We start from the raw sequence: 13,517 nt of genomic DNA, 5'->3' as shown, positions 1-13,517 counted from the left end.
GTCGGCCGTTGGAGGCAGCACGATGAACGACCTGGAAGAGAACGGCGGACCGGCCTCCCCACCGCTGGTGGGACGCGACGAGGACCTCGCGTTCCTCCGCTCGTTCTTCGGCAACTCCGCGGTCCAGGGAGCGGCCCTGCTGGTCACGGGCGAGGCGGGGGTGGGGAAGTCCGCCCTGCTCGACGCCGTGGCCAGCCGCGCGGCTCGGGACGGCGCCCGGGTACTGCGCGCGGCCGGCGCGCAGTTCGAGGCGGACATCGGCTACGCCGGGCTCAACCAGCTGCTCCTGCCGCTCTTCGACGACTTCGACATCCTCGACGACGTCCACCGCGACGCCCTGCGGGTCACCGTCGGCATCGGCAGCGGATCGCCGCCCGACCGCCTGGTGACCTCGACCGCGGCGCTGCTGCTGCTCCGGCTGCTGTCCGTCCGGACACCGCTGCTGATCGTCGTCGACGACCTGCCGTGGCTGGATCGCGCCACCAACGCCGTGCTCGGTTTCGTGGCCCGGCGGCTCATCGGCAGCCGCATCGGCTTCCTCGCGGCCTCCCGGGACGGCACCGACAGCTTCTTCGAGTCCAGCGGCCTGTCCCAGCGGACGCTGGAGCCGCTGGACGACGCCTCGTCCGCGGAACTGCTCCGCCTCGCCCACCCCGACGTCTCCCCGGCCGTACGGCGCCGTGTCGCGGCAGAGGCCCACGGCAACCCGCTCGCGCTGGTCGAGCTGCCGAGGGCGCTCTCCGCCGAGCAGCGCGCGACCGGCGCGACGCTGCCCGCCGTGCTGCCGCTCGGCGAACGGCTCCAGGCCATGTTCGCCTCGCGGGTGGCCGGCCTGCCCGAGCGCGGCCGGGCGCTGCTGCTCATCGCGGCCCTCGACGGCACGGGTGACCTCGCCGCGATCGAGGCCGCCGCGGCCGGCCGGGCCACCGTCGACGACCTGACCCCGGTGGAGCGCCAGCAGCTGGTGACGGTCTCGGCCGACAACCGGCGACTGTTCTTCAGGCATCCGCTGATCGGCGCCGCGGTGGTGGACATCGCGACCGCCGCGGAGCGCAGACGGGCCCACCGGGCACTCGCCGACGCGCTCGGCGATCAGCTGGAGCGGCGCGCCTGGCACCTCGGGGAGGCCGCGGCGGGTCCTGACGAGGAGGTCGCCGCCCTGCTGGAGGAGGCCGCGCGCAGCCGGCTGCGGCGCGGCGACGCGCTGGGCGCGGTGGCCGCGCTGGCCCGCGCCGCGGGGCTGAGTCCGGCGGCGCCCGACGAGAGCCGCCGGCTGGCCGAGGCCGCCTATGTCGGCGTGGACTCCGGCGGAGAGCTGGAGGACGCCTCCCGGCTGCTCGCCGGGGCCAGGCTCGTCCATCCGGGCACCGGGCAGCAGTCGCTGCACGCGGCGGCGGCGTCCGCGTTCCTGCTGATCAACAGGGACGGCGACATGGACACCGCCCACCGGCTGCTGGTGGGCGCGATCGAGTCGGGGGACCACGGCTACGACGCCCACGACGCCGCCCTGATCGAGGCGCTGCACCTGCTGGTGCTGCTGTGCTGGTACGGCGGCGACCCGGAGCTGTGGCGTCCGCTGCTCACCTTCGTGGACCGGCTCACCCCCGAGCCGCCCGAGCTGCTCCGGGTGATCGTCCAGACCTTCGGCGATCCGGCGCGTACCGGAGCGGAGGCGCTGCCGGGGCTGACCCAGCTGATCGCCACCGTGGGCGACGACCCCGCGCGGGTGGTCCGCGTCGGCACCGCCGCGGTCTTCGCCGACCGGCTCGGCGAGTTCCGGTGGGCGACGCGCCGGCTGGTGGAGCAGGGCCGTGCCGGCACCGCGCCCGTCCGCAGGCATCTCGGCGCGCTGATGCACCTCGGCCTTGACTACTTCCACCTCGGCCGGTGGGACGACGCGGCGCAGCTGGCCGGCGAGGGACTCGCCCTGTGCGCGGACCACGACTACCGGTTCTTCGCCTGGTACTTCCAGTACATCGACGCGCTGGTCGCCGCCGCTCGGGGCGACGGGCAGACCAGTGCCGCCCTCGCCGAGGAGATCGTCCGCTGGGCGGCGCCCCGCGGCGTCCACGGCGCGCGGTTCTTCGCCTGCCACGCCCGCGCCCTGGCCGCCCTCGGCGACGGCGACTTCGAGACCGCCTACCGGCACGGCCGCGAGCTGAGCGCGCCCGGCAGCGTGCGACCGTACCTCCCGATCGCCATGTGGGGGACGATGGACCTGGTCGAGGCGGCCCTGCGGACCGGCCGGGACCAGGAGGCCGCCGCCCACGCGGCGGCGATGCGGGAATCCGCGATGGCAGCGCTCTCACCCCGGCTGGAACTGCTGGTCCTGGCCTGCGAGGCGCTGACCGCTCCCGGCGAGGAGGAGTCCGCCGCCCTCTTCGAGCGGGCACTCGCGCTGCCCGGTCCTGAGCGCTGGCCCTTCGACACCGCACGGGTGCGGCTCTTCCACGGGGAGCGGCTGCGCCGTTCGCGTGCCATCCCGCAGGCGCGGGAGCAGCTGAACCTGGCGCTGGCCGCCTTCCAGCGGCTGGGCGCCGCGCCGTGGGTGGCGCGTGCCGCGGCCGAGCTGCGGGCGAGCGGCCGGTCCGCGCCGGCCGAGGCCAGGCCGGGGCGGGTGGAGCTGACGGCGCAGGAGCTGCAGATCGCCACGCTTGCCGCGACCGGGCTGACCAACAAGCAGATCGCCGAGCGGCTGTTCCTCTCGCACCGCACCATCGGCACGCATCTCTACCAGATCTATCCCAAGCTGGGGATCACCTCGCGCGCGGCGCTCCGGGACGCGCTCTCGGCTCTGGACGCCGGCCAGGAGGGCGGTCGGGTGCCGCCCGGCGCGGCGGACCCGGTACGCGATCCCGGCCGGCCTCGCCCCACCGCCGGGTCGCGGCCTACCGCCCGGCGGCGGCCTGACGCAGATGACGGCTGACGTCGCCGACCAGGAGGATGCGGACCCGCCGCTCCACGAAGCGCCACCGACCGTCCCGGCGTGCGAAGCGGTCGTGGTAGCGGCCGCCCGCGACGGGCTGCAGCGGCAGGTCCGGCAGCGCCTGCAGCACGGTGACGTACGAGCGCGCGACCGCCGTGCCCGCCCGTTCGTCGACCTCGACGGCGACGTTGGTGGTGACGTGCTGGGTCCGCGGCGTGCCGTCGCCGTGGACGATCACCGTGTCGTGGAACATCCGCTCGATCGCGTCGCGCCCGCGCACCGGCTCTCCGCCGCCCGTGAAGACGGCGTCGGCGAGCAGCGCGCCGAGGCCGGCGAAGTCCCCGTCGTCCACCAGTTCGGCGTACCGCGCGATCAGGTTCTCGATCGCGCGGTGGCTCGGCATCGGATCACCGGGCGGCCCCGAAGGCCCCGCCGTGGGTGTTGTGGACATGTCTGCTCCCCGCGGCTCAGTTCGCCGCGCCCAGGTGGGCCGCGTAGAACTCGGTGAGCTTGGCGACGGCGGGGTCGACGTACTCCGTCCTGTCGTAGAGGTCGACGTGGCCGGCGCCCTCGATCCAGTGCAGCTCCTTGGGGCCGACGGCGCGCTGGTGGACGTCGACGGCCATCCACGCGGTCACGGCGCGGCGGCCGACGATCTGCAGGAGGGGGCGGTCACCGATCAGCGGGACGGCGAAGAAGGCGTCGAAGAAGGCCAGCTTGTCGATGCTCTCCCAGACGAAGAACTTCGCGGAGCGCTCGTGCGCGCCGCGCGGGGTGCAGTAGTAGTCGAACCCGTCCACGCCGTGCTCGCCGCCGAGCGCGCCCGCCTGCTCGGCCGTCTCGGGGAAGATCGGCATCACACCGGGGTCCTCGCCGCGGGCGGCGGCGCTGCGGGCCAGGGCGGCGGCGTCCAGCATCCCCTGGAAGACGGCCGGGTCCTGGTCGCCGTCGGCGCCGAAGCGGAACTGGCGGGCGATGTCGACACCGCTGACCGTCGCCACCGCCTTGACCCGGTGGTCGGCGGCCGTGGCCGTCAGCGTGTAGCCGCCGGAGGCGCAGATGCCCAGCAGGCCGATGCGGTCCGCGTCGACCTCGGCGAGAGCGGTGAGGTAGGAGACGGCGGCCTTGAGGTCCTCCACGCGGTGCCCCGGGTCCTCCAGGCCGCGCGGCAGGCCGCCGGACTCGCCCTGGTAGGCGGAGTCGAAGGCGAGGGCGACGAAGCCCTGCTCGGCCAGCCGCCGCGCGTACAGTCCGGCCGCCTGCTCCTTGACCCCGGTGCCGGGGTGACCGACCACGACCGCCGGCCGCGGGCCCGACGCCGGCGCGTCGGGGGTGTAGAGGTGACCGGCGATGTCGATGCCGGCGCTGTCGAAGGTGACACTGGTCCTGGCCATGAGGGCACTCTCCTGAAGATGACACGGGATTCCTGTTGCCGCCGCACCTGTCGGTGGGGGCGGTGCCCGCACGGTTCGTACCGGGCACATGTTCATCGTCCGCCTCCCCTTCCCAGGCCGGGAGAGGCAGGTTCCTGCCGGGGACCGAACGTACCCCCTCACACCTGTGCCGCGCGGGACCTGGCCGTACGACACTGGGAGCATGAGACAGACACCTGACACCGCACGCCCGGTCGCGGGGCCGAACCCCTGGTCGGCCGAGGACCGTGCGGTACTCCGCGAGGCCCACTCCCTCGTCCTGACCGCCGGAGACGGCGGCGCACCGGGCGTGGAGATCGGCATGGTGATGGTGGACGGCGCGCTGTACGTCCGCGCCTACCGGGGCGTTCGCTCCCGCTGGTACCAGGCGGCCCGTGAGCACGGGCACGGCAGCATCCGGCTGGGCCCGGTGGCCCGCGACGTCGTCCTCACCACCGGCGACGTCGAACCGCCGGGCGGACTGGAGGCCGCCTTCGGTGCCAAGTACGGGCCGGCGGCCGCCGCCCTCGTCGCCGGCCCGGCCGCCCGCGCCGCCACCATCCGGATCGACCCGGCGCCCGGGCCGGCCCGCTGAGCGGCAGGCCCCGCGTCCGGCTCCGGCGGTGGCCGGCTAGTCCGCCCGCGGCGCACGTGTGCACACGGTCCCCGCGGGGTCCCGGCCCGCGCCGTGAGGGCGCGGGCCGGGGCATGTCGACCGCGTGGGTCCTTCAGGTCGTCCGGGTGCGCAGCTGGCGGGCCTTCCAGCCCAGCAGCAGGGCCTGGAGGACGAACCACACGCCGCCGCCGGTGGCGTACACCGACAGCACGTCGAGCGAGGGATTGTCGCCCGCCGCCTGGATGTTGTAGGTGATGCCGACGAGGAAGGACAGTCCGCCCGAGATCAGGGTGGGCCACTGCTTGCCCAGTTCGGGACCGCGCCGCCGCCACCCGACGATCAGCTGGGCGGCGCCGGAGACGATGGCCCAGGCACCGAACACATGGAGCACGGGCACCACGCCGCCGGCGCCCGCGATGCCGATCCCGACGGCGGCCAGCGTGCTGAGCGCCCCGTTGAACGCGATGACCTTGCGCTCCGAGCCCTCAGGCGTGGCCCGGTGGTCGATCAGCGAGGACACCGCGTCGATCAGCGGGTAGACGACCAGCAGCGTGATCGCCAGGGCGTCGACGTCGTCGTGGGCTCCGGCGAACACCGCGGCCCACACCAGGGCCAGGACACCGCGTACCAGGTACAGCCTCAGCAGGGAGGAGCGCTCGCCCTCGCCCGCCCGGATCGACGGCGCCGACGCCGGCGCCGGTGCCGATGTGTGCGTGCTCATGATGGTTCGGCCTCTCTCAGGTCAGAGTTGCGTCGCCGACCGGGTCAGTGCCGGTGGGGCAGGACGCAGCGGAAGCTGGAGGCCGCGGCGGTGTCGCCGTGGCCCTTGTACACGGACACCTCGGGGTAGGCGCACAGGTCGCGGGAGACGGCCTGGCCGGAGGCGTTGATGAGGGTGGCGGGCAGCGTCCGCGGAGCCTTGCCGTGCTCGACCCAGGAGGTCAGCGCGGCGAGGCCGTCGGTGGAGCCGTCAAGGCCGTTGAGACCGCAGTGGGCGGTGTTCGGGGCGAGGAAGACACGGTAGAAGTCGTCGACCTTCTGTGCGCCGCCGCGCGTCTGCCGCACGACCTGGTCGCGGTACTGCACGGTGCCGTCGGCGGGGATGTACTGGTCGGCCTGGCCCTGCCAGGTCAACAGCTTGCCGCCGGAGGCGCGGAAGGAGGACAGGTCCGGGTCGTCCGTGCCGATGACCTTGTCGTACTCGGCCTCGGACTGCTTGAACAGCTGCGTGAACTGGCTGTAGGTGATCGTCGAGACGTCGAAGGACGGGTCCTGCTTCAGCCAGAGCTGCACCCAGGCCTGCGGCACCGGGAACGGTGCGCCGGTCACGTTGCCGTCCGCGTCGGGCGGGTTGAGGCCCGCCAGAGCCGGCAGGCTGGCGCCGATCGGCACACCCGCCCACAGCTTCTCGCCCGAGGTGGTGCGCGGGCCGTCCCAGATCTTGCGGACCACGTTCGCGTCGGCCGCCGTGATGGTCAGCGTCTCACCCTTGCACACGACCTTGGTGCCGATCAGCTTGCGCGGGTCGAAGTCGCACCGGGACGCGTCGTTGACCAGCCCGTCCTTGGCTCCGTCCAGCGGGTCGCAGGCCTTGACCGCGGCGTCGGTGAAGGCGTTGAACTCGCAGTCGGTCGGGTAGGTCTTCTCGTTGTTCATGACCACCTGCGGCCACAGGGTGGCGACCTCGAACTCGTCCCAGTTCACGGCGGGCGCGTCGGCGAGGATGCCGTCGAAGTCGCCGGGGTAGCGCTGGGCCTCCATGTAGCCCTGGCGGCCGCCGGTGGAGCAGCCGGTGAAGTAGGAGTAGGAGGCCTGCTTGCCGAAGACGCCGTCCACGACCTGCTTGCCCACCACCGCCGCCTCGTGCTGGGAGCGGGACGCGAAGTTCTTCAGCAGGGCGGTGTCGACCTGGCCCTTGGCGTTCAGCGCCCAGCTGGTGTCGAGGGCGTCACCGACGCCGGCGTCCGTGGTGGTCGCCGCGTAGCCGCCCTTGACGGCGGTCCCCAGGCCCACACCGTTGTCGCCGGCCAGGTAGGCGCTGCCGCCGAGCCCCTGGAAGCGGCCGTTCCAGCCGGTCAGGGGCAACCACGTCTGCACCTTCGCGTGATCGCCGTCGCCGGGGTGGGTGAGGACGACCGTCACCTGGCAGAACGCCGGGACGCCGGTGACCGAGCCGCCCAGCACCCCGGTGCCCTGGATGGTGCCGCCCGCCTGGCGGGCCGCCGTCACCGACTCCACCGCCGTGCCGGCCGGCGCCTTCACCGACGGCGCCACACACCCCGCAGGCGACGGCGTGGCGCTCGCACGGGGTTCCGCCGAGGCGGTCGGCAGGTAGACCACCGCGGCGGCCAGCGGCACGGCGGCTGCGAGCACGGTCAGAACTTTCTTCTTCATCGCTTTCCCATCCAGGAAGTAGGTGTGCGCCTGGCTGCTGCGACGTATGTGCACGTCACACGAGCAGGACGGTCGGGCGACCGGAGAACGTACGGAGCACCGAGGACCGAGCCAGACTGTATCACTGGTTAGAGCGGTGACGGAAGGACATCTGTCCTCCCCACCGAGTGGGCTGGAACGCTGTGGCCCGCTACCACTGTGGCCGCGCGCCGCACACCTCGCATCAGTCAGTTGACGGTCCTGTCCTCACCGCGTCCCAGCGAGCGGTGTGCGGTGTGCGGTGTGCGGCGTGCGGTGTGCGGCGTGCGGTGTGCGGTGTGCGGTGTGCGGTGTGCGGTGTGCGGCAGGATGGGCGGTGGGCGGTGGGCCATCGGCACCGGGGCGGCGCTCAGCGCGCGGGGCGCCGGGCCGCGACGAGGACGGGACCGCCAGGAACCGTGGGGAAGGTGTTCGTCTCCGTCAGTCCGAGCGCTTCCAGCTCCACGGTCATACGCGCGGTGTCGAACGAGTTGCCGCCGCCGCGCACCGCGGTCCAGCGGCCGACGGACCGGCGCAACGCGTCGTCCGCGAGGGAGTTGGTCCCCGCGACCAGCCAGCCACCCGGCACAAGGGCCTCGGCGAGGCGCGGCAAGGCCGCGCGCAGCGCCTCCTCGGAGAGGAAGGGAGCCGGCAACCAGACCAGCTGGTACGCCTCCTTCTCCGACACCTCCACCGCGTCCCGGTGGTGCAGGGACACCCTGGCCGCCACCGCGGGGTCCGCGGCGGCCAACTCGGCCCGCCCCAGGCCCACCGCGCGCTCCAGTACGTCGATGCCCTCCACCCGCGCGCGAGGGAAGCCCTCGGCCAGCGCCAGGGCGAGCGCGCCGACGCCGGCGCCCACGTCGAGGATGCGGCCGCCATCGGCCGCCAGCCGCTCGGCGCACCCGGCGAGCCGCGGAACGATCTTCGCGGCGAGCGCCCGGCCGGTCGCGGCGGAGGCGCGCCCCTGGTGGAGCAGCACCTCGTCGGCCTGCGCGCCCCAGCCGGCCGCGGGGGCGCCCGCTCCGTCGGCGGCGGCGGCCGCCACGGCCTGCCGCAGCGAGCTGAGTTTCGCCTCCACCGCGCTGCTCGCGGTCGCCGCGTCCGCCTGGTGGAGCGCAGGGTGCACGGCGAATCCGTCGGCGCCCCGGCGGACCAGGCCCACGCTCTCCAGGACCGCGGTGCGCTGCGGATCGGCGCGGAGCACGTCGGCGAGGGGCTCCGACAGGGCCTGCCGCTGGGTGCCCACGATCGCCGCCATGGCCCACACGGCGGCTTCCAGCACGGCGACGGGGTTCTCACCGAGCGGCAGAACGGGGTTCGCCGCGGGCTCGGCGGAGTCGGCGGAATGGGCGGAGTGGGCGGGGTCGGGTGTGGCGGGCATGATGCCTCCGGAGGAGCGCCGCTGGGACGCATGGGTGTCACGGTGTACGTGTGCATGCTGACACAGGCAGGTATGCGTTCCGCGCAGGCGTTCACATGTCGGGGTGTTCACACACGGCGGGCTCCCGTGACCGGCGTCCTCGCCGGTCACGGACGGGGCGCGGGGAGGTCGCCATGGCGGCCGGGCGGGAAACCGGACACACGTGTCACCCGCTCGGGCGCGGAGCAACGTAATATCGCCAGGGCATGGCGCGATTCATCCGCTCGCTCGCTCGCGAGAGCGTTCGGGCGGGCGAGGCTTCTTGGGTGAAGGGAGTGGGGGACGGTGGAGTCGATCGTCGAGACCATGGTCGGCCGCGGGCGGGAGCAGGAGGTGCTGTCAGGCTTCGTGACGGCCCCGGGTGGCAGGTCTCTCGTGCTGCAGGGCGACGCCGGCGTGGGCAAGAGCACACTGCTGGAGCACGTCGTCCGGCTCGCGGCGGACGACGGGCAGCAGGTGATCAGGGCGGCCGGGGTCGAGGCCGAGTCGGGCCTGCCGTTCGCCGGCCTGCACCAGCTGCTGTACCCGCTCCTCTCCTGCATCGACGAGCTCGACAGCGGCCAGCGGGAGGTCTTCGACGTCGTCTTCGGCCGGGGCGGGGGCATCCCTCCGTCGGCGATGACCCTCGGCATCGCCGTGCTGGACCTGCTCGCGCTCGCGGCGTCGGAGCGGCCCCTGCTGCTGGTGGTCGACGACGGCCAGTGGCTGGACACCGCCAGCACCGACGTGTGCGGCTTCGTGGGGCGCCGGCTCACCGGCAGCTCGGTGCGGCTCGTGGTCAGCCTCCGGTCCGACGTGTCCTCCGGGTTCGACACCGCCGCCCTGCCCACACTCGCGGTGGCCACCCTGTCGGAGAGCGCCTCGGAGGAGCTGCTGGACCGGCACCATCCCGGCCTGGACGCGCAGATCCGCCGCCTGGTCCTCGACGAGGCGCAAGGAAATCCGCTGGCCCTGCTGGAGCTGCCGCCCTACGTGCGCGGCAACCGCGCCGGGCGCGACCCGGTGGAGCTGTCCGGGTACACCGGCGTCCCGCTGCCGCAGCGGCTGCAGCAGATGTACGCCTCGCGCATCAAGGCCCTCGACAGCGCGGTACGCGCGCAGCTGCTGCGCGGCGCCCTGGACGGTGTCCGCGCCGGCACGGCGGCTGGCCGGGCGGGCGGCTCCCGCTTCCGCATGGCGGACGCCGGCGAGGCCGTGGAGTGCGGCCTGCTGGACGTCGACCCGCTCACCGGCGACTTCGTCTTCCGGCACCCGCTGGTGCGTTCCGCCGTCGTGCAGATGGCGACGCCCAACGAGCGGCGCGCGGCGCACGCCGCGCTGGCGCGGGTGCACCGGGACGACCTGGAGCGGCGGGCGACCCACCTGGCGGCCTGCGCGGTCGACCCGGACGAGGAGGTCGCGGCCGCGCTGGAGGCCGCCGCCGACTCCGCCACCCGCAGGGGCGGCGCGCTGACCGCGGTGGCCTGGCTGACGCGGGCCGCGGAGCTGAGCGAGAGCCACGAGGAGCGGTCCAGGCGGCTGGGCAGCGCGGCCTACATCGCCGGCCACTCCGGCCGGCTGCACCACGCCCAGCAGCTGGTCCGCTCGGACTCCGGCCTGGACGACCACGACTCCCCCAGCTCGGTGGTCACCTCGGCCTATGCCGCGCTCTTCGAGGAAGGGGACCTGCGGTCCTCGCAGCGCCAGGTCTTCGCGGCGATCAGCACCCTGCGCGACAGCGGGGTCCAGGAGCGGGACGAGGCGCTCACGCGCCTCGTCGTGCTGCTGCTGGCCATCAACCAGTACGTGGGCGACGCGGACATGTGGGAACGCTCTCACCAACTCCTGGACTCGCTGGGCGACTTGGTGTCGCCGCATGCGCGTGTCTACCAGGATGCCTGGGGCGACGTGGTACGCCGCGGCGCGGGTGTGCACGAGCGGGTGGAGAGCGCCCTCGCCCACCTGCGTGACCTGGAGCCGTGGGACATCACCCGGCTGGGGGTGGCCGCGTACCACGTGGACGTCCTGAGCCGGTACCGGCCGCTCCTGCAGCGCACCGTGGAGCGCGAGGTGGAGGCCGGGGCGGTGGCCGACGCCATGACCATGCTGAACCTGATCATGCTGGACCAGATCGCGGTCGGCGAGTGGGACGAGGCCGAGCGCACCGGACAGCGCACCCTGGACCTGACGACGCGGCTGAACCACCCGCTGTTCAGCTTCCACACGCGCGGGTACCTCGGCCTGGTGGCGGCACTGCGCGGCGAGGTGGAGCAGGCGCGGGAGCTGCAGGCGATGGTCGACACCTGGGCACGCCCGCGCGGAGTGGGCTTCCTGACCCAGATCGCCGACGCCGTCGGCACCATGGCCGCTCTCAGCGAGGGCGACTACGAGGCCGCCTATCTGAACGCGATCGGCATCACGCCCCCCGGCTCCTTCACCCCCTACGCCCACCAGGCCTCCCGCACCCTCCTCGACCTGGTCGAGGCCGCACTGGCCACCGGGCGCTCCGAACAGGCCCGCACGCACGCCCTCGCGGCCCGCGACGCCGGGCTGCCCGACATCTCCCCGCGCCTCGCGCTGCTCACCTACGGCTCGCTCGCCATGACCACCAGCGATCCGCAGGAGGCCGACGACCTCTTCCACCGTGCGCAGACCCACCCGGGCGCCGCAGCCTTCCCCTTCGAGCTGGCCCGTATCAGGCTGGCCCAGGGCACCCGGCTGCGGCACACCCAGGGGCGCAAGGCCGCACGACCGTCGCTGACCCTGGCGGCGGAGACCTTCGAGCGGCTCGGCGCAGCCGCCTGGACCGAGCGCGCCCGCGCCGAACTCAGCGCCACCAGCGCCTCCGCCCCCGCCTCGACGGCGCACCTCGCGGCGCTGACCTGGCAGGAGCGCCGGATAGCCGATCTCGCCGCCGGCGGCCTGACCAACAAGGAGATCGGCGAGCGGATGCACCTGTCGCCGCGCACCGTCAGCTCGCACCTCTACCACGCCTTCCCCAAGCTGGGTGTCACCACGCGCGCCGCGCTGCGCGACGCGCTGGGCGGGACGCCCGATCAGACCGCGTGACCAGGGGCGGCCCCGGGTGCCCACGTGTGGCTGCCTCGCGGACCGGCCGCCGGCTGTTCAGACCGTCGGGTGGCGGGCGTGGACGGCGTGTTCCTCGAGCCAGCCGAGTACGTGGTCGGCGACCGTGCGCCATCCGTTGTCGATGACCAGCGAGTGGGCGCGGTCCGCGAACTGCTTCAGGTCGGTCGCGGCGGTGGAGTCGCCGTACTGCTTGTAGACGGTGCGGGTGACCGCGTCGGGCACCAGCCGGTCCTCCTGCCCGGAGATGAGCAGGAGCGGACCGCGGCCGGTGTTGGCGACGTCCGCGGCGGCGCGCGGGCTGCGGACCCCGCCGCCGCATCCGAGGTCGGCGAGCAGGCGGCGCGGGGCGGGCACCGCATAGCGCTGGAAGAGCAGGTCGGACTCCTGAGCCGTGACGGTGTTGGCGAACATCTGGTGGAACTGCTCGCCGGACAGGGACACCAGCGGATCGGCCGCGCCGGAGCCGCCGGGGGTCCACAGCCCGGCGGGGGCGGCGGGCAGGGGGACGTCGTTGATCGGGGCGGAGGCGATGGCCACCGCCGCCCGGCCGGCGTCGGCGCCGACGAGGTGCTGCGCGATCAGTCCCCCGACGCTGTGCCCGACGATCACCGGTCGGGCGTCGAACGACCGGATGATCCGCCCGTAGTGGTCCGTCAGCGCGTCCAGGGTGACCTCCCCGAGCGCCTCGGGCGACGTGCGCGCGTCCTGTACGGCGGCGGCCTCCCCCGGCCACCCCGGCGCGAGGGCGAGGAAGCCCCGGTTGGCGAAGCGTTCCACCCACGACTCCCAGGACAGGGCGTGCAGCCACGCGCCGTGGATGAAGACGACGGGAGTACGGTTCACAGCGGGTTCCTCCGGGTAGGGGGCCGCCCGGCAGCGGGCGGGCCGGCGACTGTTCAAGGATCGTTCAGCGCCGGGCCCGGGGCGACAGTCGAATGACTGAATGTCGCCGGCCCGCGGTGTGCGCCCGCTCACCACCTCGGCGGCGGCCCCTGCGCGTCCGAGCGCGGGACACACGGCCGCCGGGCTCGTCGATCCGCCGTCAAACGACCGATTCCGCGAGGGTCACACGGCTTCGACAATGGGTGTGCCGGTGACAGACCGCGAAAGGAACCGCACACCCATGACGTTCATCAAGAGCCCACTGCGGGACAGGGACCGCGAGATCGCGGGGACCGCCCTCCAGGCGACCCTGGTCGACCTCCTCGACCTGTCCCTGGTGGCCAAGCAGGCGCACTGGAACCTGTACGGGCCGCGCTTCCGCTCCGTCCACCTCCAGCTCGACGAGGTGGTCACCGCGGCGCGCGACTACGCCGACCTGGTCGCCGAGCGCGCCGCCGCGCTGGGGGTCAGCCCGGACGGCCGGGCGGCCACCGTCGCCGCCACCAGCGGCCTGCCCGGGTTCCCGGCGGGCTGGACGCGGGACGTCGACGCCGTCGACGCCCTGGTCAGGACGTTCTCCGCCGTCGTCGAGAGGGTGCGGGAGCGCATCGAGGAGACCGGTCCCGCGGACGCCGTGACGCAGGACCTGCTGATCGGCCTGACCGCCGACCTGGAGAAGCAGAGCTGGATGTTCCAGGCCGAGAACCGGGACTGAGGAGTTCCGGCCCGGAAGGGGGGGGGGGGGGGGGGGGGGGGGGGGGGGGGGGGGGGGGGGGG

10 protein-coding genes are annotated in these 13,517 nt (G+C 74.1%); 4 read left to right on the top strand and 6 right to left on the bottom strand.

What is annotated here, in order from left to right:
- The first annotated feature begins 22 nt into the window (after window positions 1-22).
- Window positions 23-2,926 (top strand): helix-turn-helix transcriptional regulator, encoded by a 2,904-nt coding sequence (locus tag V2S66_RS28190; RefSeq protein ID WP_330799541.1) that lies wholly within the window; start codon window positions 23-25, stop codon window positions 2,924-2,926.
- On the opposite strand, the gene V2S66_RS28185 is transcribed toward V2S66_RS28190, so the two are convergent.
- Together V2S66_RS28185 and V2S66_RS28180 are read right to left on the bottom strand one after the other, a co-directional pair.
- Window positions 2,889-3,377 carry a nuclear transport factor 2 family protein gene (locus tag V2S66_RS28185; protein WP_330799540.1) on the bottom strand — a complete coding sequence of 163 codons (489 nt, stop codon included), beginning with the start codon at window positions 3,375-3,377 and terminating at the stop codon, window positions 2,889-2,891. The two genes, V2S66_RS28190 and V2S66_RS28185, sit on opposite strands and share 38 nt — an antisense overlap.
- Before the next feature lie 16 nt (window positions 3,378-3,393).
- Window positions 3,394-4,320, bottom strand: coding sequence for an alpha/beta hydrolase (locus tag V2S66_RS28180; protein ID WP_330799539.1), 927 nt, complete (start codon window positions 4,318-4,320; stop codon window positions 3,394-3,396).
- Between the two features lie 202 nt (window positions 4,321-4,522).
- Here V2S66_RS28180 and V2S66_RS28175 point away from each other — a divergent pair, with 202 nt between their 5' ends.
- The gene (locus V2S66_RS28175; protein WP_330799538.1) at window positions 4,523-4,933 is read left to right on the top strand and encodes a DUF2255 family protein; all 411 of its coding nucleotides are present in this window, start codon (window positions 4,523-4,525) and stop codon (window positions 4,931-4,933) included.
- A gap of 133 nt (window positions 4,934-5,066) precedes the next feature.
- On the opposite strand, the gene V2S66_RS28170 is transcribed toward V2S66_RS28175, so the two are convergent.
- The 3 genes from V2S66_RS28170 to V2S66_RS28160 form a co-directional block, all read right to left on the bottom strand.
- Window positions 5,067-5,675 (bottom strand): DUF308 domain-containing protein, encoded by a 609-nt coding sequence (locus V2S66_RS28170; RefSeq protein ID WP_330799537.1) that lies wholly within the window; start codon window positions 5,673-5,675, stop codon window positions 5,067-5,069.
- Between the two features lie 44 nt (window positions 5,676-5,719).
- On the bottom strand, window positions 5,720-7,348 hold the full coding sequence (locus V2S66_RS28165) for a tannase/feruloyl esterase family alpha/beta hydrolase (protein ID WP_330799536.1): 1,629 nt from the start codon (window positions 7,346-7,348) through the stop codon (window positions 5,720-5,722).
- 388 nt (window positions 7,349-7,736) lie between these two features.
- Entirely contained in the window at window positions 7,737-8,750 is a 1,014-nt protein-coding gene (locus V2S66_RS28160; RefSeq protein ID WP_330799535.1) for a class I SAM-dependent methyltransferase, read from the bottom strand.
- A 345-nt stretch (window positions 8,751-9,095) separates the two neighbouring features.
- Between V2S66_RS28160 and V2S66_RS28155 the strand changes: the two genes are divergently transcribed.
- Window positions 9,096-11,837, top strand: coding sequence for an AAA family ATPase (locus V2S66_RS28155; RefSeq protein ID WP_413966506.1), 2,742 nt, complete (start codon window positions 9,096-9,098; stop codon window positions 11,835-11,837).
- Between the two features lie 57 nt (window positions 11,838-11,894).
- Here the strand turns inward: V2S66_RS28155 and V2S66_RS28150 are convergent, their stop codons facing one another.
- Window positions 11,895-12,701, bottom strand: coding sequence for an alpha/beta hydrolase (locus V2S66_RS28150; protein WP_330799533.1), 807 nt, complete (start codon window positions 12,699-12,701; stop codon window positions 11,895-11,897).
- 280 nt (window positions 12,702-12,981) lie between these two features.
- Here V2S66_RS28150 and V2S66_RS28145 point away from each other — a divergent pair, with 280 nt between their 5' ends.
- Complete coding sequence (locus V2S66_RS28145) at window positions 12,982-13,455, top strand: Dps family protein (protein WP_330799532.1); 474 nt, start codon at window positions 12,982-12,984, stop codon at window positions 13,453-13,455.
- Window positions 13,456-13,517 lie beyond the last annotated feature (62 nt).

Source organism: Actinacidiphila polyblastidii (assembly GCF_036353415.1).
GTDB lineage: Bacteria > Actinomycetota > Actinomycetes > Streptomycetales > Streptomycetaceae > Actinacidiphila > Actinacidiphila polyblastidii.
The sequence above is the reverse complement of the archived record's forward strand: the minus strand, read 5'-3'. Positions and strand labels throughout refer to the sequence as shown.

Bases quoted from the DNA above. Each gene is read 5' to 3' on its own strand.
- V2S66_RS28160 (WP_330799535.1), bottom strand. From the start codon at position 8,750: ATGCCCGCCACACCCGACCCCGCCCACTCCGCCCATTCCGCCGACTCC.
- V2S66_RS28170 (WP_330799537.1), bottom strand. From the start codon at position 5,675: ATGAGCACGCACACATCGGCACCGGCGCCGGCGTCGGCGCCGTCGATC.
- V2S66_RS28190 (WP_330799541.1), top strand. From the start codon at position 23: ATGAACGACCTGGAAGAGAACGGCGGACCGGCCTCCCCACCGCTGGTG.
- V2S66_RS28145 (WP_330799532.1), top strand. From the start codon at position 12,982: ATGACGTTCATCAAGAGCCCACTGCGGGACAGGGACCGCGAGATCGCG.
- V2S66_RS28180 (WP_330799539.1), bottom strand. From the start codon at position 4,320: ATGGCCAGGACCAGTGTCACCTTCGACAGCGCCGGCATCGACATCGCC.
- V2S66_RS28185 (WP_330799540.1), bottom strand. From the start codon at position 3,377: ATGTCCACAACACCCACGGCGGGGCCTTCGGGGCCGCCCGGTGATCCG.
- V2S66_RS28165 (WP_330799536.1), bottom strand. From the start codon at position 7,348: ATGAAGAAGAAAGTTCTGACCGTGCTCGCAGCCGCCGTGCCGCTGGCC.
- V2S66_RS28155 (WP_413966506.1), top strand. From the start codon at position 9,096: ATGGTCGGCCGCGGGCGGGAGCAGGAGGTGCTGTCAGGCTTCGTGACG.
- V2S66_RS28175 (WP_330799538.1), top strand. From the start codon at position 4,523: ATGAGACAGACACCTGACACCGCACGCCCGGTCGCGGGGCCGAACCCC.